General features: G+C 45.0%; 26 protein-coding genes and 1 tRNA gene. 16 read left to right on the top strand and 11 right to left on the bottom strand.

The annotated features are described in order from the left end of the window. From K5Q99_RS17210 to K5Q99_RS17200, 3 genes are all read left to right on the top strand, one after another. Nucleotides 1-660 (top strand): energy transducer TonB (locus K5Q99_RS17210; RefSeq protein WP_220777548.1); only part of this gene is annotated, 660 nt, incomplete at its 5' end. Between the two features lie 184 nt (nucleotides 661-844). Beyond that, entirely contained in the window at nucleotides 845-1,225 is a 381-nt protein-coding gene (locus K5Q99_RS17205; RefSeq protein WP_106649827.1) for a DUF2750 domain-containing protein, read from the top strand. 25 nt (nucleotides 1,226-1,250) lie between these two features. Then, nucleotides 1,251-1,700 (top strand): hypothetical protein, encoded by a 450-nt coding sequence (locus tag K5Q99_RS17200; RefSeq protein ID WP_220777547.1) that lies wholly within the window; start codon nucleotides 1,251-1,253, stop codon nucleotides 1,698-1,700. Between the two features lie 111 nt (nucleotides 1,701-1,811). Here the strand turns inward: K5Q99_RS17200 and erpA are convergent, their stop codons facing one another. Together erpA and K5Q99_RS17190 are read right to left on the bottom strand one after the other, a co-directional pair. After that, nucleotides 1,812-2,162 (bottom strand): iron-sulfur cluster insertion protein ErpA, encoded by a 351-nt coding sequence (erpA, locus tag K5Q99_RS17195; RefSeq protein ID WP_220777546.1) that lies wholly within the window; start codon nucleotides 2,160-2,162, stop codon nucleotides 1,812-1,814. Next, complete coding sequence (locus tag K5Q99_RS17190; protein WP_220777545.1) at nucleotides 2,155-2,958, bottom strand: DUF6776 family protein; 804 nt, start codon at nucleotides 2,956-2,958, stop codon at nucleotides 2,155-2,157. Before K5Q99_RS17190 ends, erpA begins: the two co-directional genes overlap by 8 nt. Nucleotides 2,959-3,059: 101 nt before the next feature. On the opposite strand from K5Q99_RS17190, the gene K5Q99_RS17185 reads away from it, so the two are divergent. From K5Q99_RS17185 to hemL, 3 genes are all read left to right on the top strand, one after another. Further along, nucleotides 3,060-4,784, top strand: a complete 1,725-nt coding sequence (locus K5Q99_RS17185) for a chloride channel protein (protein ID WP_006080740.1) — start codon at nucleotides 3,060-3,062, stop codon at nucleotides 4,782-4,784. A gap of 263 nt (nucleotides 4,785-5,047) precedes the next feature. Continuing rightward, on the top strand, nucleotides 5,048-6,067 hold the full coding sequence (locus K5Q99_RS17180; RefSeq protein WP_113940696.1) for an aspartate carbamoyltransferase: 1,020 nt from the start codon (nucleotides 5,048-5,050) through the stop codon (nucleotides 6,065-6,067). Between the two features lie 26 nt (nucleotides 6,068-6,093). Next, a complete protein-coding gene (gene hemL, locus K5Q99_RS17175) occupies nucleotides 6,094-7,386 on the top strand; it encodes a glutamate-1-semialdehyde 2,1-aminomutase (protein ID WP_220777544.1) in 1,293 nt (430 codons plus the stop codon). A 110-nt stretch (nucleotides 7,387-7,496) separates the two neighbouring features. Here the strand turns inward: hemL and K5Q99_RS17170 are convergent, their stop codons facing one another. Beyond that, complete coding sequence (locus K5Q99_RS17170) at nucleotides 7,497-7,694, bottom strand: hypothetical protein (RefSeq protein WP_220592311.1); 198 nt, start codon at nucleotides 7,692-7,694, stop codon at nucleotides 7,497-7,499. 552 nt (nucleotides 7,695-8,246) lie between these two features. Here K5Q99_RS17170 and nhaD point away from each other — a divergent pair. Continuing rightward, a complete protein-coding gene (gene nhaD / locus K5Q99_RS17165; protein ID WP_220777543.1) occupies nucleotides 8,247-9,494 on the top strand; it encodes a sodium:proton antiporter NhaD in 1,248 nt (415 codons plus the stop codon). Between the two features lie 125 nt (nucleotides 9,495-9,619). Here nhaD and K5Q99_RS17160 read toward each other — a convergent pair whose 3' ends face one another. Together K5Q99_RS17160 and K5Q99_RS17155 are read right to left on the bottom strand one after the other, a co-directional pair. After that, nucleotides 9,620-10,738, bottom strand: coding sequence for a general secretion pathway protein GspB (locus tag K5Q99_RS17160; RefSeq protein WP_220777542.1), 1,119 nt, complete (start codon nucleotides 10,736-10,738; stop codon nucleotides 9,620-9,622). Continuing rightward, a complete protein-coding gene (locus tag K5Q99_RS17155; protein WP_220777541.1) occupies nucleotides 10,738-12,411 on the bottom strand; it encodes an ExeA family protein in 1,674 nt (557 codons plus the stop codon). Before K5Q99_RS17155 ends, K5Q99_RS17160 begins: the two co-directional genes overlap by 1 nt. A 178-nt stretch (nucleotides 12,412-12,589) precedes the next feature. Here K5Q99_RS17155 and K5Q99_RS17150 point away from each other — a divergent pair, with 178 nt between their 5' ends. Both K5Q99_RS17150 and K5Q99_RS17145 read left to right on the top strand, forming a co-directional pair. After that, complete coding sequence (locus tag K5Q99_RS17150) at nucleotides 12,590-13,840, top strand: multifunctional CCA addition/repair protein (RefSeq protein WP_220777540.1); 1,251 nt, start codon at nucleotides 12,590-12,592, stop codon at nucleotides 13,838-13,840. A gap of 233 nt (nucleotides 13,841-14,073) precedes the next feature. Continuing rightward, nucleotides 14,074-14,340 carry an Lpp/OprI family alanine-zipper lipoprotein gene (locus K5Q99_RS17145; RefSeq protein ID WP_006080732.1) on the top strand — a complete coding sequence of 89 codons (267 nt, stop codon included), beginning with the start codon at nucleotides 14,074-14,076 and terminating at the stop codon, nucleotides 14,338-14,340. A gap of 610 nt (nucleotides 14,341-14,950) precedes the next feature. Here the strand turns inward: K5Q99_RS17145 and K5Q99_RS17140 are convergent. From K5Q99_RS17140 to folB, 4 genes are all read right to left on the bottom strand, one after another. Beyond that, on the bottom strand, nucleotides 14,951-15,793 hold the full coding sequence (locus K5Q99_RS17140; RefSeq protein WP_220777539.1) for a putative RNA methyltransferase: 843 nt from the start codon (nucleotides 15,791-15,793) through the stop codon (nucleotides 14,951-14,953). 117 nt (nucleotides 15,794-15,910) lie between these two features. Further along, nucleotides 15,911-16,711, bottom strand: coding sequence for an undecaprenyl-diphosphate phosphatase (locus K5Q99_RS17135; RefSeq protein WP_220777538.1), 801 nt, complete (start codon nucleotides 16,709-16,711; stop codon nucleotides 15,911-15,913). A gap of 18 nt (nucleotides 16,712-16,729) precedes the next feature. Further along, nucleotides 16,730-17,233 carry a 2-amino-4-hydroxy-6-hydroxymethyldihydropteridine diphosphokinase gene (gene folK, locus K5Q99_RS17130; protein ID WP_220777537.1) on the bottom strand — a complete coding sequence of 168 codons (504 nt, stop codon included), beginning with the start codon at nucleotides 17,231-17,233 and terminating at the stop codon, nucleotides 16,730-16,732. 69 nt (nucleotides 17,234-17,302) lie between these two features. Next, on the bottom strand, nucleotides 17,303-17,653 hold the full coding sequence (folB, locus tag K5Q99_RS17125; RefSeq protein WP_220777536.1) for a dihydroneopterin aldolase: 351 nt from the start codon (nucleotides 17,651-17,653) through the stop codon (nucleotides 17,303-17,305). 264 nt (nucleotides 17,654-17,917) lie between these two features. Between folB and plsY the strand changes: the two genes are divergently transcribed. After that, nucleotides 17,918-18,529 (top strand): glycerol-3-phosphate 1-O-acyltransferase PlsY, encoded by a 612-nt coding sequence (gene plsY, locus K5Q99_RS17120; RefSeq protein ID WP_106649814.1) that lies wholly within the window; start codon nucleotides 17,918-17,920, stop codon nucleotides 18,527-18,529. A gap of 111 nt (nucleotides 18,530-18,640) precedes the next feature. On the opposite strand, the gene tsaD is transcribed toward plsY, so the two are convergent. Beyond that, nucleotides 18,641-19,657 (bottom strand): tRNA (adenosine(37)-N6)-threonylcarbamoyltransferase complex transferase subunit TsaD, encoded by a 1,017-nt coding sequence (tsaD, locus tag K5Q99_RS17115; protein ID WP_106649813.1) that lies wholly within the window; start codon nucleotides 19,655-19,657, stop codon nucleotides 18,641-18,643. 216 nt (nucleotides 19,658-19,873) lie between these two features. On the opposite strand from tsaD, the gene rpsU reads away from it, so the two are divergent. The 5 genes from rpsU (at nucleotide 19,874) to K5Q99_RS17090 (ending at nucleotide 24,653) form a co-directional block, all read left to right on the top strand. Next, the gene (gene rpsU, locus K5Q99_RS17110; RefSeq protein ID WP_006080725.1) at nucleotides 19,874-20,089 is read left to right on the top strand and encodes a 30S ribosomal protein S21; all 216 of its coding nucleotides are present in this window, start codon (nucleotides 19,874-19,876) and stop codon (nucleotides 20,087-20,089) included. Nucleotides 20,090-20,095: 6 nt separating this feature from the next. After that, nucleotides 20,096-20,539 carry a GatB/YqeY domain-containing protein gene (locus tag K5Q99_RS17105; protein ID WP_006080724.1) on the top strand — a complete coding sequence of 148 codons (444 nt, stop codon included), beginning with the start codon at nucleotides 20,096-20,098 and terminating at the stop codon, nucleotides 20,537-20,539. 83 nt (nucleotides 20,540-20,622) lie between these two features. Next, on the top strand, nucleotides 20,623-22,347 hold the full coding sequence (dnaG, locus tag K5Q99_RS17100; RefSeq protein ID WP_220777535.1) for a DNA primase: 1,725 nt from the start codon (nucleotides 20,623-20,625) through the stop codon (nucleotides 22,345-22,347). 135 nt (nucleotides 22,348-22,482) lie between these two features. Continuing rightward, nucleotides 22,483-24,321, top strand: a complete 1,839-nt coding sequence (gene rpoD, locus K5Q99_RS17095) for an RNA polymerase sigma factor RpoD (protein ID WP_220777534.1) — start codon at nucleotides 22,483-22,485, stop codon at nucleotides 24,319-24,321. 255 nt (nucleotides 24,322-24,576) lie between these two features. Further along, a tRNA-Ile gene (locus K5Q99_RS17090) sits at nucleotides 24,577-24,653 on the top strand. 482 nt (nucleotides 24,654-25,135) lie between these two features. Here the strand turns inward: K5Q99_RS17090 and K5Q99_RS17085 are convergent. Continuing rightward, complete coding sequence (locus K5Q99_RS17085) at nucleotides 25,136-25,522, bottom strand: helix-turn-helix transcriptional regulator (RefSeq protein WP_107404063.1); 387 nt, start codon at nucleotides 25,520-25,522, stop codon at nucleotides 25,136-25,138. A gap of 188 nt (nucleotides 25,523-25,710) precedes the next feature. Between K5Q99_RS17085 and K5Q99_RS17080 the strand changes: the two genes are divergently transcribed. Beyond that, nucleotides 25,711-26,440, top strand: a 730-nt coding sequence (locus tag K5Q99_RS17080; RefSeq protein ID WP_220777533.1) for a hypothetical protein, incomplete at its 3' end; no start/stop codon positions are given.

The raw sequence follows: 26,440 nt of genomic DNA, 5'->3' as shown, positions 1-26,440 counted from the left end.
GTACTACCACTATTTATATTACTGTCTAGTTGTAGTAGCCCAAAAACAATGGTGACTACAGAGCAAGAATATTCAGTAAACACACCGCAGCCGGAATATCCTGTTGAAGCAGCCCAAAAAGGCATGGAGGGTTATGTCAAGCTAAGATTTGATATTGATGAACATGGCCAGCCTCAACAGATAAGAGTGCTTGAATCGAGTCCAGCCAATATTTTCGAACAATCGGCAGTGACGGCATTAAGCAAATGGCATTTCCCCAAAAAAATAGTCAACAACCTTGCTGTAATCCAGCAAAATCAAACCATTAAATTTGATTTCGAACTTAGAGACAGTTCTAAATCAAAAATAAGAAAAAATGATCACATCATCAAAGACCCTGTATTAGTCGAAGGTATTAAAAAAACGTTTAACTTCGTCACCAACAATAATTTAGAACAAGCGCTATCGACAGCCCGCACTTTAAAGCCAACAACACCTTATGAACAAGCTTTCGTCGATCGTATATTAGGATTGATCTATGCGGACAGTGGTGATACGCAAAATGCCATTAACTATTTAACAAAAGCAGTTGAATCTCAATTACTAGCGAAAGATAGTCAAACGGATACGATTAAACGTTTAGCTGTTTTGAAATCTAAATCAAGCAACTTAAGTCAATAATAAACTGATCTCTCAAGGAAAATGCAGCCATTGCAACACAACAGCGCCCTCTTGGCACTGTTGTTCTTTTTCTAATCCCGCTCTAATGTTACCATTTAGCCAACTGGTGAATTTTGCTGTGCCCTAGGTTTTTCATTAGCGGCACGACAGGCTTCGCCCTATTCAAGCAAAAGAGATATTTTTCATGAGCAAGACTGTTAAAACCCTCGCTGAGACAGCAGCAATGACACCAGAAGCCCGTTACGATTACCTCGTTGATCAAGTCAAAGAACATAAGGTTCTTTGGACATTACAAGACCAAGACGGTTGCGTCATGCTGACCACTGAGGAAGAAGATTGCATTCCAATGTGGCCAACCGAAGAAGCGGCGGAATCTTGGGCTGTGGATGAGTGGAGTGATTGCCAAACATTAGCTATCCCATTCGATGAATTTCACGAAAGATGGGTGCCAGGCATGGAAGATGACGACCTGTTCGTTGCCGTGTTCCCAGTATTAGATGATTTAGGTGTGGTTATCCCGCCTTATGAATTAGATCAACGATTAGCGCCTAAGCAAAGCCATTAATCTCAATCGCTAAGCGAGAATGTTTATGAGCGAGCAAGAATCGGCTATACCGACACCTAAGGCTGACACGGCCATGAGTTCACGTTTACCCAAACGACTCATTGCCCTGCTGCTAGTGTATGTAGTTGCGTCCGTGAGTGGCTTAGTCGCTAAACAAGGCGTGTTATTTTGTCTACTGACACTTCTAATGGTGATTGCCATTATTGGTCGACAAAAGGCGGCACTTATCATGCTGCGTGGCTACACAGTCGTGCAGCTTGGCTTGATTAGCATGCTGCCAGTGATCATGTACGATCCCGGCAATTTAGTGGCAGGCCCGACGACAGTGCATTTAGGTGAATGGCAGGGAAAACTGCCTGACTATGTGATTTTTATTGCGTTAATCAGCTTGTCATTAGTGCAAGTCTGGATCGCTTTTGATAAAAAGGTAAAGGCGTGGTTTAAACCTAAGCTTAACCTGAATATTATGAGCTAAATTAGTAACCTACTGAATTTTGCCCAACAAAAAGCCGTCATTGCGACGGCTTTTTTGATCTCACTTCACACCTTAAAGGCGCTAAGTAAGCAGTCTTTATAGAGAAACTCTTTACACAGAGAAACTGGCACCACAGCCACAGGTCGTGGTTGCGTTAGGGTTTTTCACGAAGAAGCGAGAGCCTTCGAGTCCTGAAGTGTAATCCACTTCACCACCGACTAAATATTGCAGGCTCATAGGATCGACAACTAAGAGGACGCCTTGTTTTTCTATCGTAAAATCGCCGTCATTGACCTTTTCATCAAAGGTAAAGCCGTACTGAAATCCAGAACAACCACCACCAGTCACATAGACTCGTAGCTTAAGTGCAGGATTTTGCTCTTCTTCCAGCAAACCTTTCACCTTAGCGGCTGCCGCATCGGTAAATTGGATTGGCATTGCTGTATCAGCTTGTTCAGTCATTACTACCTCTTACATCAGTTTTCTGGGGCAAATTATCCTTTACCTGACTATTTTGTTCAAGTATTACCCGCGGTTCTTTTTCACCCTGTAATAACTCAGGGGCACTATAGACATGTTCTGTCTGCGAATTCTTGGTCCAGCGGCTCGAAGGCACCAGCACTTTGACTTTCACTTGCTGTAAACTAAAGCCAGCAGGAACCGTGACCTTGGTATCTATGACCTGAAAATAGCGAAAATCAAATTCCAACTTAGAACCCGTGAGTTTGTTCACACTCAAGCTAACGGATTTGCCATCTTGAACGCCAATTAATGTCAATTCGACTCGACCTTGAATCGCTTGCTTGCGCTTTTGCAGCTGAGTTAACACCAATTTGAGATTGTACTCATCGGCTAAAACGCCCGGCGTCATTTCAAGTCCGTGGATGGCGACACCTTCGGCATTATCATCCGGCGTCATAATGCTACGGTAAAACGCCAGCTCATGTTCCAATTCTTTTTGCTTTTTCATCTGCTGGCCAAACATATCTTGCATTTGGGCGTTAGCCTCACGCTCGACGGACAACTCTAAATTTCGGGTCGCCAGCAATTGGGTCTGCGTTTCTAATTCGGCACTCAAGCGTTGGGCTTTGCTGCTGATGTGTTTAACTACGGGCTCATCGCTGCTCAGTAGCAGAAAACTTATCCAAGCCCCAAAAAGAATAGAAACTAACACTAAAAGCGATAAATACACTGAAGATGGACGATACTTGAGATCCATCACTTGCAGCCGATCTAGCCAACGATGATAATTTGGCATTAGGTAACAGCCCCTTATATAAAATACAATCAACTCAAGAACGAGTTCGATACAATACAACTCAAGAACGAGTTCGATACAATACAACTCAGGCCAATGCAGTGCAATTAACGATAAATAAAGTCGCTATTCAACATGCCATAGTCACAGCCAAAAAGTATTTAACCAATGAGCTACGTGACCATTTATCCCAAGCGAGGATCAGTGCACAACTGTGCATACTGGCACTGCTATTTGCGATTTTTGCATCCTGCGTGATCTTACTGTTTCGACTCTTGCTCGTTTGGGCCAATCATTACACCCAAATACAGGCGCTGGATTTTACGGGGAACGTCGCCGACTGGCGAGCCCTGTTACCACTTTTAGGCGCAATATTAATTTGGATTGTGGCTAAGCTAGGCTCCAAACGCTATAAACGTATGGGAATAGCCTATGTGTTACATAGAGTTAAACTGCACTACGGTAAAATTCCGCTGCAGTCTGCCGTAGGACAATTTTTTCAAGCATTGTTTGCCCTCGGCACCAATTTCTCCGTCGGCCGCGAAGGCCCTGCCATCCATCTGGGCGCTGTCAGCGCCAGTTTTCTCGCCGAAAAATTCAATCTTCCCGATAATAGTGTGCGTATCATGTGCGCCAGTGGCATTGCCGCAGGGATTGCCGCGACCTTTAACGCGCCCTTAGCGGCAGTGATTTTTGTTCTCGAAGTGATTGTCCGCGAATATAAAGTCCATTACTTCTTCCCGATTATGCTCTCCGCGATTTGTGGTGCGGTTTCAAGCCAATTAGTGTTTGGTAATGTACACGAATTTGACCGTATTCAAGTGATCCACATTCCCTTAGATCACTACCCTATTCTCGCCATCGGCGGCGTGGTATTGGGCTGCGCTGCGGCGCTGTTTAATTACTCACTCTTAAAAGTTACCGCGACGGGGCAAAACTGGCCACTGATTTACCGACTATTATTGGCGGGCAGCGTGACCACGCTAATCGGTCTCGTGTTGCCGCAAGCCCTTGGCACGGGCGATCTCGCCATTAGCGAAGCCATTAGCCAACATCCAAGCCTGTTGCTGTTAATCGCTCTGTTATTTGCCAAAATCATTGCCACTATTGCGGCGATTGGCTTAGGTATCCCCGGTGGTTTGATTGGTCCACTCTATGGTATCGGCGCGCTGCTAGGCGCGATTTTGGCGCTGATCAGTGCCATCTTGTTCCCGTCGATCGCCCCTTATGTAGGGCTTTACACTGTAATAGGCATGACGGCCATGATGGGCGTGTGCTTAAGCGCGCCGCTGGCGGCGTTAGTTGCCCTGCTAGAAATGACCAATGATGCCAGTATTATCCTGCCAGCGATGTTTGTGACCATTCCCGCCTTTTTGATTGCCTATCAAGGGTTTAAAACTAACTCCATCTTCTTCAAGCAGTTAGAAATTATGGGTTTAGGCTATAAAGTCGCCCCAGTGAATTTGGCGCTACAGAAAAAAGGCGTGCGCGCCTTGATGGATAAACGCTTCGTTATCGTCAACAACAACGACGAGCTGCTGCTCGAAGTGTTAAAACGCGCCGAAGGTCGCCCAGTATTAGTGCGTAACGCCGATGGCGTTATCGAAATGCTCAGCCTTGAAATGCAATCCTACGATGACAGTACCACGCTATCGCGCCATCCCATGCAAGGCTTAAGCGACAGCACTACTCTGAATGAAGCCTATTTACTCTTGTCACCCAAGCGCAGCGGTGAGGTGTTTATCTATCAAGATACGCCCGATAACGTGGTCGGGGTGATCAGTTGGTCAAACTTGCAACAGGAAATTCGCTTAGGACAAGCCTAGTGCCAATTAATGACATCGATTTAAAACCTGATATCAATTTAAAATCTGATAGTGATGCAGAATCTTATAGTGATGCCAAACCTGAGGCGGCAGATTAAAAGCTTTGGGCTTCATCGCAAAAATCTAACACAGTGGCAATGTGGCTATTTCGTTGCCCCAGTGCTTCTGCTACAATCGCGCCTCAGCCACCCTACATAACATCAGGGCAGATAAGCGCGATACCGCAGCTTAAAATGCCCCCTAGCAAATTGGAAAACAGGCTGATGAATCAGTTCGAAGGATCCCATATCCTCTCCGTAAACCAGTTAGATCTTGACTCAATCCAAACTATTTTTAATGTCGCTAGCCGCATGATGCCCTATGCACTTCGAGAGAAGCGCAATAATGTGCTCGATGGTGCCATTTTAGGTAACCTGTTTTTCGAACCGAGTACCCGTACCCGCGTGAGTTTTGGCTGTGCCTTTAACTTGCTCGGCGGCCATGTACGTGAAACCACAGGTATGGCGTCATCGTCTTTATCTAAGGGTGAGTCCCTGTACGATACGGCGCGGGTGTTATCTACTTATTCTGATGTGATTGCCATGCGCCATCCTGACTCTTATTCAGTAAAAGAGTTTGCCGAAGGCAGCCGCGTCCCAGTGATCAACGGCGGCGATGGTTCGAACGAACATCCGACCCAAGCTTTACTCGATTTATACACTATCCAAAAAGAACTCAAGTGTGCCGGCCGCGGTATCGATGGCATGCACATAGCCATGGTCGGCGACTTAAAATTTGGCCGTACAGTGCATTCACTATCGCGCTTACTCTGCATGTATAAGAACATCAGTTTCACACTGATTTCACCTGCTGAATTAGCTATGCCTGATTATGTGATCTCCGACATTGAAAATGCTGGCCATAGCATCAAAATAACCGACCAGCTTGAAGGCCATTTAGATAAAGCAGATATTCTGTATCTCACTCGCATTCAGGAAGAGCGCTTCCCTTCGCAGGAAGAAGCAAATAAGTATCGCGGCAAGTTCCGCTTAAATCGCAGTATTTACACTCAGCATTGCAAATCTAACACTGTTATTATGCATCCGCTTCCAAGGGATTCACGCGCGCAAGCCAATGAGTTAGATAATGATTTGAACAGCCACCCTAATCTCGCTATCTTCAGACAGGCGGATAATGGGCTGTTAATTCGCATGGCTTTGTTTGCATTGACACTCGGCGTTGATAATCAACTCGAAAAATATGAGTGTCCGGTTAATTGGTATTCACGTAAAGCCGATCGCTAATTGGCTACAGACTTTAAGGACTAAACATGACCCGTTCCGAAGCGCTATTTGAACAGGCTAAAAAAACCATCCCCGGCGGCGTTAACTCTCCGGTTCGTGCATTTAATGGTGTAGGCGGTTCGCCCCTGTTTATTGAAAAGGCCGATGGCGCTTATATCTACGATGCCGATGGTAAAGCTTATATCGACTATGTCGGTTCTTGGGGGCCGATGATCCTCGGCCACAATCACCCTAAAATCCGTGCAGCGGTATTAGCGGCAGTGGAAAATGGCCTGTCTTTTGGCGCACCAACTGAGCTTGAAGTGCAAATGGCCGAAAAAGTCATCTCTATGGTGCCTTCTATCGAACAAGTGCGCATGGTGAGTTCAGGGACTGAAGCCACTATGAGTGCTATCCGTTTAGCGCGCGGTTTTACCAGTCGTGACAAGATCTTAAAATTTGAAGGTTGTTACCACGGCCACGCAGATTGCCTGTTAGTTAAGGCTGGGTCTGGCGCGTTAACCTTAGGTCAACCTAGCTCACCCGGTATTCCTGAAGATTTCGCCAAGCACACCTTAACCGCTGTGTATAACGACTTAGATTCTGTCAGAACCCTGTTCGAGCAGTATCCAACTGATATTTCTTGCATCATCATCGAGCCGGTTGCTGGCAACATGAACTGTATTCCGCCTATCCCAGGTTTCCTTCAAGGTCTGCGTGATATGTGTGATGAGTTTGGTGCGCTGTTGATTATCGATGAAGTGATGACAGGTTTTCGCGTATCACAAAGCGGCGCTCAAGGTTACTACGGCGTCACACCAGACTTAACCACGCTTGGTAAAGTGATTGGTGGCGGTATGCCAGTGGGTGCCTTCGGTGGCCGTAAAGATGTGATGCAGTTTATCGCGCCTACGGGTCCGGTTTACCAAGCGGGCACGTTATCGGGTAACCCTATTGCGATGTCAGCAGGTTTGGCACAAATGGACGCCCTATGTGAAGCAGGTCTATACGAAGAGTTGAGCGCGAAAACCAAACGTATCGCCGAAGGTTTTAAAGCGGCGGCTGACAAGCACGGTATTCCAATGGCGATCAACTATGTTGGCGGCATGTTCGGTTTCTTCTTCACAGAACAAGCGGAGATTACCCGTTTCGACCAAGTCACAAAATGCAATATCGAGCAGTTCCGTACTTTCTACCACGGCATGTTAGATGAAGGCGTGTACTTGGCACCGAGCGCCTATGAAGCTGGTTTCTTGTCGATGGCCCATGGCGAAGAAGAACTGCGCTTGACCTTAGAAGCGGCTGACCGTGTATTAGCGAGTATGAAAGCGGCAGGCTAAACCTAGATTTTAGGGTTGCTACACCTTAAAAATAACCAAGGGACGCAATAGCGTCCCTTGGTTTTACTGAGATTTAGCTAGCTTTATGATCCAGTTTGCTTTGTTTGTCGTTAGTAGCTATCAGACTTTTTAGAACCTAAAGCCGATTTAAATATGATCGCCGCTACAACGAACTGTATGGTCAAATTGATATGCTCAATGGCGAGCTCAGGCTGACTCATCACGCCCAGCGCAATTAGCTGCTTGCCAGAATACGTTAACCAAACCACTGAGCCCAAAAGCAAAAGGCTCCGAATAACAAATGTCATTTACCTCTACTCCAAAAACACAACATCCGGTGTTAACACAACATACTGTGCCTAGATAAGAAAACAGCCACAAGATAGCGCTCACTTTGTATCCAGTCAAGATTTTGGCAAAGACATTTTTGTGACACGCTAATCGATTAAGCCATTAGAGTTCAGTAACAAAGGAAAGTGTGGAAAAGCAACACTACTCAGGCCGCAGCATTCATGAATATCTTGCTGAACAAAAATTAATTGAAGGATCGACAAACTGACTGCTTAGACTTTAATCGTAGATCTCACTTTTAACCTAGTAATCAAATCAAACAATACAGTTAATAAAACTGATAAAGATGAATTTGTCGATATATAAAACCAGCTTACTACCAAAAAGCATGAGATCAACATCACAAAGCAGCAGCAAATTGAGTCACAGCTAACAGTTGCGTTCTTTAGCCCATTATGTTCTGATCCGCACGCGCTAACACGGCTGGCTTAATTCAGCCTTGATATGCTCAATCTTTAGGTTGACTCAAGTCGCCCTACGACATTAAAACAGCAGTTGGAATTGCAGTTATGTTAAATACCTTTCTCATCATACTGGCCGTGCTCGCATTGCTCAGTATTATTTTCGAAGAAGTGACCCACCTTAATAAAGCAAAAACCACCTTATTCTTTGGCTGTATTTCTTGGGTAGCGCTGTTTATGGCTGCTGGAGAACCGGCCCACGAGAAACTCGTTGCCCATCAACTCAATGAAAATTTGCTCGAAATTGCCACACTCTGGCTCTTTCTGATGTCGACCATGACCTTCGTCGCGTATTTGAACGCTAAAGGCATGATCCAAATCATGGTGCAAAAGCTGTTCCCGCAGAAAGTGTCGGTGCGCATGTTGATGATCCAAGTTGCCCTGTTTGCACTCGTGCTCTCGGCATTTTGTGATAACGTCACTGCGACGTTAGTGTCATTAGGTTTATTAACCACCTTTAAACTCGACAAACAAATGCGCCGCAGAATGGCAGTGTTGATTATCTTCGCAGTGAACTCAGGCGGTGTCGCTTTGATCACCGGCGATGTGACAACATTGATGATCTTCTTAGGCGGCCATGTGCATATGTCCGAACTGCTGATGTTGTTTATCCCATCGGCCGTGAGCGTGATTTTGTTGGCAACCCTGTTCTCACTCAAAGCCGAAGGCGTGGTAAGCACGACACCCATCAAACACACCTATCAAACCGTTGATGTCATGATTGCCCTCGTGTTCTTCTGCACTATTTTAATGACAATGTTACTGAACATATTGTTTGGTATCCCGCCAGTGCTGACCTTCCTAACGGGTCTGTCAATCATGTTCCTGATTGGCCACACCACGCGTAGCGATAAAGAAGAAATCAAAATCCTTGAGTATATTCGCCAAGTTGAATATGACACCCTGTTGTTCTTCTTAGGTATTTTACTGCTCGTGGGTATGCTTAAAGAAATCGGCACCTTAGACATGCTGACCGAAGCTTATACTATGTTTAATCCCAACATCTCTAACTTCGTCACAGGTATCGGCTCAGCCTTGATTGATAACGTGCCATTAACAGCGGCATTGTTAAAAGCAAGCCCGGTCCTGAATACTCCAGAATGGCTTGGCTTAACCTATAGCGTTGGCGTAGGTGGTTCACTGCTGATTATCGGTTCAGCATCGGGTATTGTGGCCATGAGTAAAGTAAAAGAGCTAACGTTTGTGAGTTATTTGAAATACGTTCCAGCACTTTTCCTTTGCTACAGCGTCGGTTACGCATTAACCCTATTCTTAGCCTACAGACTGTATAATTAAGTTGATATTCATTAAGATCAAAAAAGGCGCCTAGGCGCCTTTTTCATTTTTACTCTTTAGCTATGGCTAGCACAAATAACTGCAAGCATTGCTCATAGTGCCAGAGTCAATTTCGTATAACCTGGTTAGATTGCAGGTACTTTAAACTGAGTACCTTGAATATCTAACACTATGTCACGTGGACGAATGGAGATAATTTTCAGCTTACCCGCAATCATATCCCCTTCCTGTAACTCTGCACCGTCCACATTCAGCCACCTTTGGGTCGGATCGCTGGAATACACATGGGCGACAATATTAAATTCAGGCACTTGTAATTGCAGCCCAGCAGGTAGTTGACCGTATTTAGGGATATCATCCGCAGCCGTTTTAGGAATAGGATCTAATTTAGCTTCAGTGACATTTGTCTCCGCCGCATTGGTGTATTCCACATCCTTTAGCGCACTTTGAAAGGAAGCCACTAACTTATCTTCATCGCGACTTTTGTTGGTTTCTAAACCGACATCTTCCGCCGCAGCACTCACTTGCTGACGCAGCGCCTCAAGACTCGCAAGACCCGACTCGTTAGCATTAGCACCTAACATCATAGGTTGCTGTGTTTGCGTGTCCGCAGGCATAGAGGCAACTTCACGACTTGCCGCATCCACTTGGGCAGACGTTGCCATATAGTCCCCGTAGCTGGAATCACTATAGCTAGGGTCACTGTTTTGAGCAGCGTTGCTGTTAGTAACCTTGTAACTTTGAGCTGCATTGCTGTTCATATTCGCGCTAGAAGCTTGAGGCGAGTTTGCTACCGCCCCGCCCTGATATTGCGATGATGCAGTCAACTCAGGCAAAGTCTGTGCCCGAGGCAGCGCCACTTTTCCTGCGAGTCGAACACCTGCTGTAGCACTGCCCTCTGATTGCGGCTGAGTAACCGATTCTATCGAGGCAGTCTGAAGCGCATTTTTAGCCGCTGTCGAAACAGCTAATGAAGATGCAGTTTGTGGCAATACCTTTGTCACCGCCACATTGTGAGTTGAAGTTTGCTCGGTTGAAATATGACGAGTTTGGTCCCAAACACTTAATCCCCAAGCGACGCCAATTCCGGCGGCGACTGCGACAACAAGTAAAGACAGTTTGCCTATCGGCACGCCTGATTTACGTGGCTGAGGGTAATTCGCCCTTGGCGTGATCACAACATCGGGTAAAGGCGACTGTTGCTGTTGTTTATTGCGGGTCACGGCATCGAGTAAAATGGACATCAGCTGCGCGCCCCATTATCGGTTAAACGTGGACCTTGCTGACTTAAATACAAATTTAATCTCACTAATGTCTGATTTCCGGCAATACCATCGGCTTTTAAGCCATGCTGACTCTGGAAGCTTTTAAGATCATTTTCCAGTTGCACATCGAATTGATTGACCCTGCGAGCATTGCGATTATTCACGTGGGCCAAGGCATTCTCTAACCACTGCAGTTGACCTGGACTCGATTTTTGACTGATATCCATCATAGGCAAATTAGGGGCTTGCCATAAAATTTCGAAGGTGCCACTGAAATGTTGATTGAACCAAGCTCTATCGACCCAAAGTTGTTGTTCACCTAACTGCATCAGTAACTGCTCGCCATCCACCGCAATCACAGCACCATAAAAATCCTGTTGGTTGTCATCAACCAAATACACCACAGCCGGATAATTAAGCCGAGTCAGTGACATCCAGTTACCTTGCTGCTGATAACAAGACAATCCTTGCTCAACCGCCGATTGGCAAGCCGTCAAGCCTTTATAGGGCACTTTGCCCCACACGCTAAACAAACCAGCAAAAGCAGTATCGATATTGCGACTCTGATTAATCGCCTCGTTTAACAGACGTTGATTAGGATCGGGAATGGAAGTCTGACCGCTTGGTTGATTAGTCGGTTTTACTGACTTATCAGCGATGTCTTCCCCGCCCAAGGTTTGAGCATTTAATGACGCCACATTAGTTGGCACAGACTCAGAAACCAAATTGGACGCTGGCACCGTATTGACTGACTTATCAGTAAATAACCAATAAGACACACCAAACGCAACACATAACGCCGCAGCGGTTGCTGTCGGCCACAGATATCTATTTTGAGTAGGTTCTTCTTCACCTAATACTTCAGCCGCGGCTTGCCGCACCATATGATGATCTATGGGCACCCGCGATTGCGCATAGCCCGCCATCAGCGAGCGTTCACATAAGAGGTTAATTAATCGAGGGATGCCGCCACTGTACTTCTGCAACACCTTAACAGCCTTGCGGGTAAACAAAGGCTCAAATCGACCCGCGACTTGCAAACGATGCAACACATAGAGGGCGATTTCATCTTCATTTAGCGGTAATAAATGGTAGCGAGCGGTGATCCGCTGGGCTAACTGGCGCAGTTCTTGGCGCTTCAATAACAGCTGTAATTCTGGCTGACCGATTAAAATCACCTGCAATAACTTCTTAGTGTCCGTTTCAAGATTAGTCAGAAGACGCAGTTGCTCCAGCACCTCAGGACGTAAATGCTGCGCTTCATCGATGATGAGCACGGTATTACGGCCTTTGCTGTGATTATCCAATAAAAACCGACTCAAGTGATCGGTCAACTGCTTGAGTGTGGGATTATCTCCGTAGGCAATCTTAAGTTCATCGCAAAGCGTGGCGAGCAACTCGAGCTCTGTAAGCGATGGATTAAGGATAAATGCGGTGTCGGTATTATCGGGCAATTGCCCAAGTAAACAGCGAGATACCGTCGTTTTACCCGTGCCAACTTCCCCTGTTAGCAACACAAAGCCGCCCGTTTCCCCTAACCCGTAGGTTAAATGGGCCAACGCCTCTCTATGCCTATCACTCAAAAACAAATAATGGGGATTGGGTGCAATCGAAAAAGGGTTATCGCTGAGTCCGTAAAAGGCCTTGTACATACCACCAATCATCCTAATTTAAAAATAACGCCCCACGTTAAAGCGTCCCAATGTTATTGTCAAAATATCCGCAACATCAATGTGACACATCAGGACGCAAATATCTCGCGACGACTTTATCTATCACCTTAATGGGCATGATAAGCTATGTTTATGACACATTAGCCGAATCTTGCCTGTGAAAATATTTCTCGTTGGCGGTGCTGTGCGTGACAGCCTGCTCAATCTCCCTATCAAAGACAAAGATTACCTCGTCGTTGGTGCGACTCCAGAACAAATGTTGCAACTGGGATACCGCCAAGTTGGTAAAGATTTCCCAGTATTTCTGCATCCTAAAAACCAACAAGAATATGCGTTAGCCCGAACAGAACGAAAAATTGGACTAGGTTATGGTGGTTTTAGCTGCCATGCCAGTCCCGATGTGACTCTAGAACAAGACTTGTTACGCCGAGATCTGACCATCAATGCTATCGCCCAAGATGAAAAGGGCAACTTATACGATCCTTTTAATGGCATTGAGGATATTAACGCGCGCCTATTGCGCCATGTATCGGATGCTTTCGTTGAAGATCCACTTCGTGTATTGCGTGTCGCCCGTTTTGCCGCAAGGTTTCATGCCTTAGGATTTCACATTGCCGCAGAAACTCTGGCACTGATGCGCCAAATTAGCGCAAGCGATGAACTTAACGCGTTAACAGCGGAGCGAGTCTGGCAAGAAGTCGATAAAAGTTTAGGTGGACCTCACCCAGAGATCTTTTTTGAGGTTCTGCACCAATGTGGCGCCCTTGAAGTGCTCTTTCCCGAGATATTTGCCTTATTTGGCATCCCTCAACCTGAGAAATGGCATCCTGAAATAGATACAGGCGTGCATACATTAATGGTCCTCGCCCAAGCTGCGCTTCTGACAGAGGACAAAAGCGTTCGGTTTGCCGCTCTCGTACATGATTTAGGAAAAGCCCTCAGCCCAAAAGAGCATTTACCTAAACATCACGGTCACGGCCAAAAGGGCTTGCCACTGATAAAAGCACTCTGTGCACGTTTACGAGTGCCGAACGAAACGCGCGATCTGGCGTTACTGGTCAGTGACCAACATCAGAACGTCCATCAGGCCTTCGAGCTTAGAGCCGAAACTATCGTAAAAATATTCGATAAAGCTGACTTTTGGCGTAAGCCAGAGCGCTTAACACAACTTATATTAACTTGCACCGCCGATATGCGCGGCCGCACAGGATTTGAAAACACTACTTATCCTCAAGGCGAGTATTTATCTCAATGCTTCCTTGCCGCCAATAATGTCGATATCGCCGCTATCATTGCCGCAGGTTTCCAAGGCGCAGAGATAAAGCAGGCATTAAATTTACGGCGAATTGAAGCCATCAGTCAGTTTAAGCAAAAAGTGCAAACTACACTGGGGAAGGATGGACGATAATTTGTAAAGACTTTGTAAGTGCCGCATCACTTTATAGTGAAAAATAGCCTTCTTTACGATTAGAAATGGCGATATAACATATAAAAAAAGCTTTTAAAAAAAATTTATATGCCTATAGTGGTTAAACACATTAATATTCGTAGCAAATTAAAATAGCTATGTCATAATTAGGTAGTTTCGCTTACAAAGTAACGAAACATTCAAATCCAACCTATTTTAAGGGATTTTTTACAATGAACAAAAAAGTACTGATGATTGCTGGTTTAGCAATGACTGCCCTACTAGGTGGTTGCGCGAACACTACTGCTCTGGAAGAAAGCGTTGCAACTCTGGGCAACAAAGTTGATCAATTGTCAGCTGATGTTGGTTCTCTGAAATCAGAGCAAAGCAAACTGTCTGCAGACGTTAAAGATGCAAAAGCAGCATCTATGGACGCACAAGCAGAAGCTAAACGCGCAAACGACCGTTTAGACAACGTTGCTTCTCGTTACAAGAAGTAATGAAAGGTAATTTAGCTTACTATTTAGTAAGTTAAGACAAAAGGCTTAAGAAAGATGAAAGCGATAAGCGCATCAATCTAAGCCTTTTTTTATACCTGTCATTCAATACATTATTGTCAGCCCACTAATACAAAAGCGCTAAATTGACTTTAAATTTCCAAACGCATCTTTAAAGCCTACCCCCAATCCCCTTAAAAAAGTTAACTTTCGTATGCGCCTTTATAAACGGATCCCATTCATCTTTTAATTAAAACCTTCGCTATTAATCTAAGCTTCTCATTAAAACTTTTAAGCATTCTTAAAGGTCAGTCTCGCTTATCTTAAAAAATGTTTTTTATAAAAGAATAATATGGATCTTCTAAAGAAAAACTATTGACAAAAATCGAGGCTACATGGGAAACAAAGGCAATAAGAAAGTTGTATTTGTCACAGAACAAATAGGCCTAAAGTTAAAAATAATGACACCTTCGGCCCATCCAACATAAAAACAACATAAAACGTCAAACAGAATCATAGACTTGAGTAAAACGGCCTTATTAGACATCTCAAAACCATCGAGCCAAGCCTATGAATTGGTTTAAAATTAACCGCATCAACTGCAGGTTTTAACCTATAGCAACTCACTTACACGTTTATGTGCTAAGACTAATACATACTCAATTTCCAGCGACTCAAAATGATTAGCTTGAATATCGTGCTTCATCTTGTCATTTGCCCGCCATGCATAAGGTGCCATATCCAATAGCGTTAATGCCTGTTCACCAGTAACAGATAAGGTAAAGCTCAATGTCTGAGTCTCCTTTACCGATAATGCTGAGGGTAAATTCACTTTGAAAGGTTTTTCTACTAAGTCAGAATAAATGTATTCCCTGAGTTGCCATAGGTGTCGTGGCCCAGGCATAACCAGTAACATGGTCCCATCGTCTTTCAATATCCTGATAGACTCTTTTCCCTTTAACGGCCGATCAATAACAGTAATAAAATCCACACAATTATCGGCAAAGGGTAATTTTTTAGAGGAGCTTAAACACAAGATCCCAGGAGTCTGCGCCTTCGCGGCAGCAAAAATGGCATTTTCTGCGTCCGCTACGCCCACGTACTGGACGTTTAGCGGATTTTCGACCTCAGCCAGCTTGGAAGCTAAAGCACGCAAGAAGAAGCCCTCAGCGCATTCATAATCCAATAAACAAGCATCAGGCGTAATAGATCCAGTGATTATCTCAGCCAGTTTATCGATCAAAGGCGAAAATATGCCTGATTCGAGTAGAAAACGCTTAGCTCTAACTTGCTCGCGCGAATCACCAGTCGGCTTTTGGCGTTGTGGTTTAGTAAAAACCCAATAGCCTTGCTCATTTCGATCGAAGTGATGCTTATTGACACAATAAAAACCTTGGGAGGCTTTGTGTTGTTTTAACACAAGTCCGCAGGTTGGACACTGATATTCGAGACCCATATAAAGCTCCAAAAATAAGTTAAGCTTCAGAAAATGAGGAAGCTCCAAAAACAAAAATCGGGTACATGACCCGATTCTATTATTTATTATCTCACTATGATGACCAAACTCGCGTGGCTAGAAGAAGATAAATCCACACAAGACTGCACCCAGTGCTAAACGATAGATTACAAATGGGGTCATTCCCATGCGGCTGATGATTTTTAAGAAGTAATGAATACAGGCATAAGCTGCAACAAACGAAATCAGAGTTCCTAGGATTAACGCTTGATAATCAATCGGAAGTTCACTTTTCGCCAGATCTTTACCCACTAAAATCGCCGCCCCTAAACTCACAGGCACTGACATTAAGAATGAAAAGCGGGCCGCTGCATCACGACTTAAGCCTAACATTAGCGCCGCTGTCATAGTGGCCCCAGAGCGCGAAGTCCCTGGGATCAAGGCCAATGCCTGCGCGAAACCAATTAACAAGGCTTTACGCCAGCCCGTCTGATAAACCGTTAAATCGCGACGCGACATCTTATCGGCCCACCACAACAACAAACCAAATACAACGGTAGTGACCGCGATGACCTCAGCATTACGTAGGTGAGTCGCGATAAAATCCTTTGCCAGAAAACCAAAAAACACCGCTGGCAAGGTCGCCAGAATAATCCACCACGCCAGCTTGCTGTCTTCGGATTGCTGACCTTTGAAAATGCTCGCAATCCAAGCATTAAACATAGTCCATAACTCGTGTCTGAAATAAATTACCACAGCAAATAACGAACCGGTATTCACCGCCACATCGAAGGATAAACCTTGATCTTCCCAGCCTAAAAGCTGTGCGGGTAAAATTAAGTGGGCAGAACTAGAAATAGGTAAAAACTCGGTTAGCCCTTGAATAAGCGCTAAAATAATGACCTGAAACGTATCCATGACAATCCTATCAATAAATTAAAACGTCAGCCCTGAGGGCCATTCAAACGTCACAGGCCAAAGTCGCTGTGAATCTTTGTCATATTCTTGCCACAAACGTGCATAGCTTTTGTCTACCACGGGATGAATCAATTCCGGCGCTAACTCGGCTAATGGCCATAACACAAAGGCATTATTGACTATCTCAGCACGGGGCAGCACAACAGGTGTTTGGCATACTACATGGTCATAAAGCAGCAGATCTAAATCTAAGGTTCTTGGGCTAAATTTCTTCGCCCCGGCAAGCCGGCCGTGATTCTGCTCGATTTGCTTAAACTGTGCAACTACCGCCGCTATATTAAGATCCGTTTCAGCGCTAGCAACCATATTCAAAAAGTTAGTGCCACTGAAACCTACCGCTTCACTTTCATACATAGAAGAAAGGCGCAGTGGTCCGAAACACGCTCGCAGCGATGTTAATCCCGCTTGCAGATGTTGTTTAGGCTCGATATTGCTACCCAGACTGATATAAATACGTGCCATGCTAATGTCCGATTTATCTGAAGATAAACACTGTTTCTCAATCAACAGCGCAGTTGATCAACTACTAATCTAACGTGAACGTTCAATCTCAACGCCAACCGAAGCTGCCGTTGCGACTGCTCCCAGCTTCATCACCACAACTTTCACCCAAGTCACATTAAATTCTTGAAGTAGGCAATCGGCCACGCGCTCGGCAACCGTTTCGATTAACTCGATTGGATGCTCAGTAACAAGTTGGGTTAATCGATTGGAAACTGTCTCATAGCACAGCGCATATTGATAATCGTCTGTCGCAGCGGCGGGTTTGTTATCCCACGCCATGTCTAAATCTAATAACAGGCTCTGCTGGATTTTCTTTTCCCACTCATAGACACCAATCACAGTATCAATGCGTAATTGCCGTATAAGTACCTTATCCATGCTTTCTCCAACTAACGACTATGAGGTCTGATAAGCTAAAAGTGATCCTAGCTGTATAATCCGCAATCTTCTGACAGATAACTAATTTACTTTCTACTCGAGCCAATCCACAGTAGGATAACGCCCTAAAAGGATTTGCTCATTCAGAGAATATCTCAGCCCTAACTAGGCGAGTTATCGCACAAACCTATAGCGGGATTGGCAACTGGGTCAGCTTTTTAAATTGTTGCGCGATAATACCTTAAGACGCGTAAGGAAACCAATGTGAGTCCATTAACACAGACACTTTTGATGATTTTGGCCGCCTACTTAGCGGGTTCAATCTCAAGTGCCGTGCTGGTTTGTAGGATGAGAGGTCTACCCGATCCAAGATTGCAAGGTTCAGGCAATCCAGGCGCCACCAATGTACTAAGAATTGGCGGCGCGAGTTCGGCTGCCATGGTGTTGTTTTTCGACATGCTCAAAGGTGCCGTGCCTTCTTATTTAGCTTATCTCATGGGCATAGATGCAGTGTCACTCGGGCTTATCGCCATCGCCGCATGCCTTGGACATATTTATCCGGTATTTTTTGGCTTTAAAGGCGGCAAAGGCGTTGCTACCGCCTTTGGCGCCATGGCTCCCATTGGCGATGATTTAGCGATTTGCTTAATGGCATCTTGGGTTATCTTGCTGTTAATTAGCCGCTACTCGTCCCTTGCCGCGATTCTTACCGCCTTACTTGCGCCCCTTTATACTTGGTGGCTAGACGACAGATTCACTATTCCAGTTGCCATGTTGTCGACGCTTATCATTATTCGCCATAAAGACAATATTCAGCGCTTACTCAAGGGAGAAGAGTCCAAAGTGTCACGCAAGAAGCGCCCTAAAAAATCCTAAGATAACATTACACCCAATAAAATTACCCTAATAAAAAACTGCGCTAAAAGCGCAGTTTTTTTATTTCAGCATAAACCTATCGGCATGAACAAGCTGTTAAGCCCAGCTGACTTAAGCCACAGGTGGCAAGGTATCTAACGGCCATCGAGGTTGACCTTTTACCGCTAAATCTTCGTGCTGCCCCGCCTTTAAACGCTGCAATCCAGCAAAGGCAATCATGGCGCCGTTATCAGTACAGAACTCACCGCGAGGATAAAATACTTTTCCACCTAGAGAGCCCATCATTTCAGCCAAGGTTTCTCTTAAGCGCGTATTTGCACTCACGCCACCGGCAATCACTAAGCGGTTATAGCCAGTTTGCTTCAGTGCGCGGCGACATTTAATTGCTAGCGTATCGACCACGGCTTCTTCAAAGGCACGGGCAATATTGGCGCGCGTTTGCTCATCGTCAGGTTCAGCAGCAATAGTATTAGCGGTAAAGGTTTTTAAACCCGAAAAGCTAAAATCGAGTCCGGGTCTGTCGGTCATAGGTCGCGGGAATTTATACCCTGCAGGTAAACCTTTAGCAGCAAGCTTTGCTAAACGCGGACCACCGGGATAATCCAGCCCCATCAACTTGGCCGTTTTATCAAACGCTTCGCCCGCGGCATCGTCAACCGACTCGCCTAATACTTCATAGCGGCCAATCCCATCGACTTTAACCAACATAGAATGGCCACCAGAGACTAATAAGGCCACAAAGGGGAACTCAGGCGCGTCATCTTCGAGCATAGGCGCCAGTAGATGTCCTTCCATATGATGCACACCGATAGCAGGCTTGTCCCAAGCAAACGCCAGTGACCGCCCTACACAGGCGCCAACAAGCAAAGCACCAATTAAACCTGGGCCCTTGGTGTAGGCAATCCCGTCGAGATCAGCCATTTCAGTATTTGCATCTTTCAGCGCTTGACGAATAAGCGGCACAATTTTGCGCACATGGTCACGTGATGCCAGTTCAGGCACCACACCACCATAGTCAGCATGCAGCTTAACCTGACTGTATAAAGTGTGCGATAATAAGCCCAGCTCATCGTCATAGACGGCGATACCTGTCTCGTCACAGGATGTTTCAATACCTAGAACCCGCATGGTGTCTCATCAATTGCTAACTAAAAGGGCGCTAATTCTACCTGCAAGTGCTCAATTACTCCAGCCGCACAAGCCATATTGAGTACACTATAGGACTGAGCTCAGTTTTAGGGCTTTACAAGCCTAGGTGTCTCGGTATAAAATTCCGCACCATTTTAAATAGACTTGGTTCGAGCAATTGAACCAGAACAACCTACACCTAAGGGGTGATGGCGTATGCCAATTATTAAAGTACGTGAAAACGAACCATTCGACGTAGCTCTGCGTCGTTTCAAGCGCTCTTGTGAAAAAGCTGGTATTTTAGCCGACGTGCGTGCTCGTGAATTCTACGAGAAGCCAACTACTGCACGTAAGCGCGCAAAAGCAGCTGCAGTTAAACGTTTAGCTAAGAAGCTTTCTCGCGAAAACGCACGTCGCGTACGTTTATATTAATCTCATATGAGCCTAATTGATCAGCTAAAAGACCACATGAAGCAGGCCATGATCGCCAAAGAGAAGGCGCGCTTGAGCACTATTCGTATGGCATTAGCCGCCATCAAACAGATTGAAGTGGATACCCGCGAATCTCTGACTGATGAACAGGTTATAGCGGTCTTAACCAAAATGGTGAAACAACGTCGTGACTCGATTGCTCAGTTTGAAGCAGCGGGTCGTAACGAGTTGGCCGACGTGGAAGCAGCAGAGATTCAAGTTATTGAAGCTTTCCTGCCTACCCCTCTTACAGAGGCGGAAGTCGCGGCGCTCATCGATGCAACTATTGTAGAAGTAGGTGCATCCGCCATGGCGGATATGGGCAAAGTAATGGGAGCATTGAAATCTAAAGTGCAAGGACGTGCAGACATGGGCGCTATAGGCGCTATGATCCGTGCAAAATTGCAATAATTAGCGTTTCACTGTATGAACAAGCCGTGCCTATGCGCGGCTTGTTTGTTTAAATTCGCGCAAGGCGGGATTTTAAGCACTCAATGGCAATACCTCGTGATTTTATCAATGAGCTAATCGCTCGCACTGACATAGTCGAACTTATCGATCGTAAGGTGCCCTTGAAAAAGGCGGGTAAGAACTACTCGGCCTGTTGTCCTTTTCATAGCGAAAAATCACCTTCGTTTACCGTCAGCCGTGATAAACAGTTCTATCATTGCTTTGGCTGCGGTGCTCACGGCAACGCCATCGATTTTGTGATGGAGTATGACCGACTCGATTTTATTGATGCCATTGAAGATTTGGCGGGCCAGCTTGGATTAGAGGTTCCCAGAGAACAAGGCACAGGCAAGCGACATGATGACGGTTTAAGTCGTGACTTATACCAACTCATGGAAGAAGCGAGCCTTTACTTTCAAAACCAACTTAGACAACACCAAGATAAACAAAAAGTTATCGATTATCTTGCCTATCGCGGTTTATCCGATGATGTAGTCGAACATTTTGGTATTGGCTTTGCGCCAGACGGTTGGGACGGCTTATTGGGCCGCTATCGTCAGAATCAGGATGCGCAGGATAAATTACTCACTGCGGGTATGTTAATTAGTAACGACAGTGGTAAACGTTACGACAGATTTCGTGACCGCCTGATGTTTCCTATCCGCGACAGGCGCGGACGAGTCATTGGTTTTGGCGGCAGAGTTTTAGGTGATGGCACACCCAAATACTTGAATTCTCCAGAAACGCCCATATTTCATAAGGGCAATGAGCTTTATGGTCTTTATGAACTAAAACAACGCCATCGCGATCCGGACAAAGTGCTGATCGTTGAAGGCTATATGGATGTGGTGGCGTTGGCGCAATTTGGTGTCGATTATGCCGTCGCGTCATTAGGCACTTCGACTACAGCGGAGCAATTTCAGCTTTTGCTGCGCAGCGCTAAAGAAGTGGTTTGCTGTTACGACGGTGACAGAGCGGGTACTGAAGCGGCTTGGCGCGCCTTAGAAACGGCATTGCCATTATTAAAGCCAGGCGATCAAGTGCGATTTATGTTCCTGCCTCAGGCCGAAGATCCTGATTCTATGGTACGTAAAATTGGTAAAAATGCATTTGAAACCTTAATGGATTCAGCCATAGCACTACCCGAGTTTCTGTTTGATACATTAGCGACAAAATACGGTACAGATAAAGGCAACTTAGCGAAACAAGCTTTTATCTTAATTGAAAAAATTCAAGATACTGTGCTGCAAAACTTACTGCTTGAGAACTTAGCTCACAAGTTAGGAATGAACAGCTCAGAAGATATGAAAAAGAAGCTAGGCTTTAGCGTGAAACAAGCTAAACCAATGGCAAATAATGGATTAAAAGGACGCGGTACACCCTTGCGACTCGCCATCGCATTGCTAGTACAACATCCTAAACTGGGTATGGGTTTACCCCCACAACCCGCACTCGCCCACTTACAGATGCCAGGCATAGAATTGCTGCCACTGTTATTGGAGATGACTCGAGAGCAAACGTTAAACAGCGCACAACTACTTGAACAATTCAGAGAACACCCTTATAGCGGCACTCTGCATAAATTGGCCCAATGGGACCATCAAGTGGCGGATGAAAACTTGCTCGAAAAGTTTAAACAAACCCTGGTTTGGTTGAACAATCAATATATTGAACAACGATATCAGGAATTGAGTCTAAAACAGACTCATACTAAAGAAGAGAAGATGCAGCTCTCGAAGCTGATCTCAGTCATGAAAGGGTTGAACTGAGGCAAAAATGTCCTCATTCACTGTCCCAGTGACTAGCACAGACATGTGCACACGGCTATAATTGACGATTTGCGCGGCACTTAGCTTATGCTAAGTGTCCGTCGTTGTAACAGTTTCCCAACTTGGATGATATCTATGGATCATACTCCGCAGTCGCAACTTAAGCTGTTGCTTGCCAAAGGTAAAGAGCAAGGTTACTTAACCTATGCAGAAGTGAACGATCACTTACCTGCAGACATGGTCGATTCTGACCAGATCGAAGATATTATCCAGATGACAAATGACATGGGTATCCGGGTATTCGAAGAAGCCCCAGATGCCGATGACATGATGATGTCGGAAGACAACACAGACGAAGATGCCGCTGAAGAAGCCGCTGCCGCACTCGCAACAGTAGAAAGCGAACTTGGCCGCACAACCGATCCCGTGCGCATGTACATGCGTGAAATGGGTACCGTTGAGCTTCTGACCCGCGAAGGCGAAATTGTTATCGCCAAACGCATCGAAGAAGGCATCAACACAGTTCAAAGTTCTGTCGCCGAGTACCCGCAAGCGATCGCGATGATCCTTGAGCAATTCGACCAATTTGAAGCCGACGAACTGCGCCTATCTGATATTATCTCTGGATTTGTTAACCCGGACGAAGAAGACGTCGCACCGACAGCAACTCACATCGGCTCAGAATTATCTGAAGAAGAGCTGGACGATGAAGATGACGAAGATGATGACGAAGACAGTGAAGATGAAGAAGAAGGCAACAAAGGGCCTGATCCTGAAGAAGCACGCGAAAGATTCGCTCAACTGAGAACCGCCTACGAAAGTGCACTGAAAATTATCGAAGCTAAGGGCCGTGAACACCCAGAATCGGTAAAAGCACTATTCGAAATTGGTGAAATCTTCAAAGAATTCCGCTTAGTACCTAAACAGTTTGACCGTTTAGTAAAAAGCATGCGCACTATGATGGATCGCGTACGTGTTCAAGAACGTTTAGTGTTAAAACTATGCGTGGAACAAGCCAAAATGCCGAAGAAAAATTTTGTTAAATTCTTCACTGGCAACGAAACCAACCTCGATTGGTTCAACACTGAAAAAGCCTCAACTAAACCTTATGCCGAAGGCCTAAGAATGGTTGAAGACGACGTGATCCGTTGTCGTACTAAGCTTGCAGCAGTTGAAGAAGAAACCGGCTTAGCGATTTCAGCCATTAAAGACATCAACCGTCGTATGTCAATCGGTGAAGCTAAAGCCCGCCGTGCGAAGAAAGAAATGGTTGAAGCAAACTTACGTCTGGTAATTTCTATCGCGAAGAAATACACCAACCGTGGTCTGCAATTCTTGGACTTAATCCAAGAAGGTAACATTGGCTTGATGAAGGCCGTGGATAAATTCGAATACCGTCGTGGTTACAAGTTCTCGACCTATGCAACTTGGTGGATCCGTCAGGCGATTACTCGTTCTATTGCCGACCAAGCGCGTACCATTCGAATTCCAGTACACATGATCGAAACGATCAACAAGCTGAACCGTATATCTCGCCAAATGCTACAGGAAATGGGCCGCGAGCCTTCACCTGAAGAACTGGCTGAGCGAATGATGATGCCGGAAGATAAGATCCGTAAGGTACTGAAAATCGCCAAAGAACCTATCTCCATGGAAACTCCAATCGGTGACGATGAAGATTCGCATTTAGGTGATTTTATCGAGGATACGACCCTCGAACTACCACTAGACTCAGCGACCAGCGAAAGCTTGAAAAACGCCACACACGAAGTGTTAGCAGGTCTAACCGCTCGTGAAGCGAAAGTACTGCGTATGCGTTTTGGTATCGATATGAACACTGACCACACTCTTGAAGAAGTGGGTAAGCAGTTCGACGTAACCCGTGAACGTATTCGTCAGATTGAAGCCAAGGCACTGCGCAAACTGCGTCACCCTTCACGCTCAGAAATCTTAAAATCATTCCTAGATGAATAGGCCGTTAACAGCCTAAAGTCAGCTAAGTAAGATTTGAAGCCCTGCCTATGCAGGGCTTTTTATTGTCTCTCATACGCTAATATCGACATCAGCACAGTATCGAAGCCCTAAATTTAGGCGACGATTACATTTAAGTTGATTAACAGATAACCAATTGAATCAGTTGTGTGTATTTCAAGCCAAAACACGGGTGACAAGCGTAAGTAAGCTTAGTATACTTCCACCCGCTTCAGGTAATGACGATTACCTTAAGTCGGCCCCTTAGCTCAGTTGGTTAGAGCACACGACTCATAATCGTTAGGTCCACGGTTCAAGTCCGTGAGGGGCCACCACCCAATACAACGAAGAAGCCCATTGATTCAATGGGCTTTTTTGTATCTAAAGCACACCCATTCTCACCTTCGAAATACCTGAACCTAGGAACGATCGCACCTATATCGCACAAACTGCATGCAACCCCATGCAAAAGGGTGCAAAACATCAGTCTAACCAAACTTCAAGGCAATTCAAGCTACAAATTTATTCTACCTAAAATGGAACACGCATTAGGTCGTGTCAGCATCTTAGAATGATAAAAGTTAGGGAGTTAATAGAGTGCAAAAAAACGAAGCTGAAGATGACCCGAAAAGAGTAAAGCGACGCTCTAACGCGTCGCTTAAGATGAAAGTATCAATCTTGACGAGTCCAGTGTTCAACTCGTCCAATTACAGCATTTTTTAATAATGCTTACTTACCTGATAAAGCGTATGCAACTTATAGAAGTTCAATGGGCCTGAGAGAAAAGAAATAAAGGATTAGGCCCAATATCAACATGCTATAAGCCAATACCCGTCAGCCAACATTTAGGTTTTTTTTCCTTTATCAGCCGCCCCTCCATAGAGTCTTCAACTACCATTTCTACATGTTGACTATTATCTGTCCTCTCATTCCCCCCCGTATTTCCCCACATCACGGTTCCAAGATTTTGCTTTTTGGTCGAGGACTTCGATTCTGACTCAAGTGCATATTGCTTTGCTGAAGAAATAAAATTTTCAATATCCTCGGCCGTGTAGCGTACAAGACTACCAATCTTAATAAAGCTTGGTGCATGCCCCAGCTCAATTGCAGTTGAGCCCTTAGCTCGACTCTTCTGTAATGCGCTAACTGACATAGACAACCTCATCGCGGTTTGTTTTTCGGTGTATAGCCTTACATCTGACATCAAATAACTCCTAGTGGGTAGACCCGCGAAGAATATCTGGTGCGTAAAAAAAACAAAAAAAACGATTATGTTTGGTCTAGAAATCTTGTGCACACTCCTCATTAATTTTTTTATGCATAATCGAAATTTCTGCCTTTTGAAATAAATTTGCATGCTATTGCCATCTTAAACAACAAAAGGCAAAACAAATGAAACTCTACCAACTTATGTGGGATCTTCTACTTCATACATTCAACCTGATTATTGTGGGAGCGCCAAACGACGATGTCATTCAACAGTTTCACAAAACCTTCAATGTCAGCGGGAGCGGAAATGAGCCGCAGAACAAAGACCTTAAATTGATCCAGGTTGTTCACGAATGGCACTCAGGTAAACGAAAATATCTGACCGTTTCAGTGAAAGATATACCTAACTTTTACATTCGGATTTTAGATATCAAAAACTTCCAAAATAACGATACTAACGAGCTAGTCCCCAACAGCCTAGCAGCCATGAGTTTTTATAGCAGAGTGAGAGAAAGCAGCACGGGGAAATTGAAAACAAGGAAAATTTGCGACCTTACGCCAAAACAAGATTTGGATAACGTTATTTCAGCTCATCTACTTAAACTCGCCAAACCTCAATTCCACTTGACCTCCACAAATCTCCTAACGCTTGATGAGTATCTGAAAGAATATGAAGTGGTTTTGATATCAAAAAACCCAAAAACAGCGCGAAATAAAATCAATATCATCCGTTATCACTTCAAACAATTCCTAGCATATCCTATTGATAAAATAGACTTAAAATTACTAATTCTCTGGAAGGAAAGCCATATCAGAAAGCTAACAACAAAACAGAAACAACAAAGTGAATGTCCATATGATTTGGCAGAATCAACACTTAAAGGCGCAATTTCATCACTCAGAGCAGCTTTAC

The organism is Shewanella hafniensis (genome assembly GCF_019655335.1).
Classification (GTDB): domain Bacteria; phylum Pseudomonadota; class Gammaproteobacteria; order Enterobacterales; family Shewanellaceae; genus Shewanella; species Shewanella hafniensis.
This window is presented reverse-complemented; position numbering and strand designations above follow the sequence as displayed.

Coding starts and splice junctions, on each gene's coding strand:
- tsaD (WP_106649813.1), bottom strand. CDS start 19,657: ATGCGGGTTCTAGGTATTGAAACATCCTGTGACGAGACAGGTATCGCC.
- K5Q99_RS17135 (WP_220777538.1), bottom strand. CDS start 16,711: ATGGATACGTTTCAGGTCATTATTTTAGCGCTTATTCAAGGGCTAACC.
- dnaG (WP_220777535.1), top strand. CDS start 20,623: ATGGCAATACCTCGTGATTTTATCAATGAGCTAATCGCTCGCACTGAC.
- K5Q99_RS17205 (WP_106649827.1), top strand. CDS start 845: ATGAGCAAGACTGTTAAAACCCTCGCTGAGACAGCAGCAATGACACCA.
- K5Q99_RS17145 (WP_006080732.1), top strand. CDS start 14,074: ATGAACAAAAAAGTACTGATGATTGCTGGTTTAGCAATGACTGCCCTA.
- K5Q99_RS17190 (WP_220777545.1), bottom strand. CDS start 2,958: ATGCCAAATTATCATCGTTGGCTAGATCGGCTGCAAGTGATGGATCTC.
- K5Q99_RS17180 (WP_113940696.1), top strand. CDS start 5,048: ATGAATCAGTTCGAAGGATCCCATATCCTCTCCGTAAACCAGTTAGAT.
- hemL (WP_220777544.1), top strand. CDS start 6,094: ATGACCCGTTCCGAAGCGCTATTTGAACAGGCTAAAAAAACCATCCCC.
- K5Q99_RS17105 (WP_006080724.1), top strand. CDS start 20,096: ATGAGCCTAATTGATCAGCTAAAAGACCACATGAAGCAGGCCATGATC.
- K5Q99_RS17155 (WP_220777541.1), bottom strand. CDS start 12,411: ATGTACAAGGCCTTTTACGGACTCAGCGATAACCCTTTTTCGATTGCA.
- K5Q99_RS17170 (WP_220592311.1), bottom strand. CDS start 7,694: ATGACATTTGTTATTCGGAGCCTTTTGCTTTTGGGCTCAGTGGTTTGG.
- folK (WP_220777537.1), bottom strand. CDS start 17,233: ATGGCACGTATTTATATCAGTCTGGGTAGCAATATCGAGCCTAAACAA.
- K5Q99_RS17160 (WP_220777542.1), bottom strand. CDS start 10,738: ATGTCCATTTTACTCGATGCCGTGACCCGCAATAAACAACAGCAACAG.
- K5Q99_RS17085 (WP_107404063.1), bottom strand. CDS start 25,522: ATGTCAGATGTAAGGCTATACACCGAAAAACAAACCGCGATGAGGTTG.
- erpA (WP_220777546.1), bottom strand. CDS start 2,162: ATGACTGAACAAGCTGATACAGCAATGCCAATCCAATTTACCGATGCG.
- rpsU (WP_006080725.1), top strand. CDS start 19,874: ATGCCAATTATTAAAGTACGTGAAAACGAACCATTCGACGTAGCTCTG.
- K5Q99_RS17140 (WP_220777539.1), bottom strand. CDS start 15,793: ATGGGTCTCGAATATCAGTGTCCAACCTGCGGACTTGTGTTAAAACAA.
- nhaD (WP_220777543.1), top strand. CDS start 8,247: ATGTTAAATACCTTTCTCATCATACTGGCCGTGCTCGCATTGCTCAGT.
- folB (WP_220777536.1), bottom strand. CDS start 17,653: ATGGATAAGGTACTTATACGGCAATTACGCATTGATACTGTGATTGGT.
- K5Q99_RS17200 (WP_220777547.1), top strand. CDS start 1,251: ATGAGCGAGCAAGAATCGGCTATACCGACACCTAAGGCTGACACGGCC.
- rpoD (WP_220777534.1), top strand. CDS start 22,483: ATGGATCATACTCCGCAGTCGCAACTTAAGCTGTTGCTTGCCAAAGGT.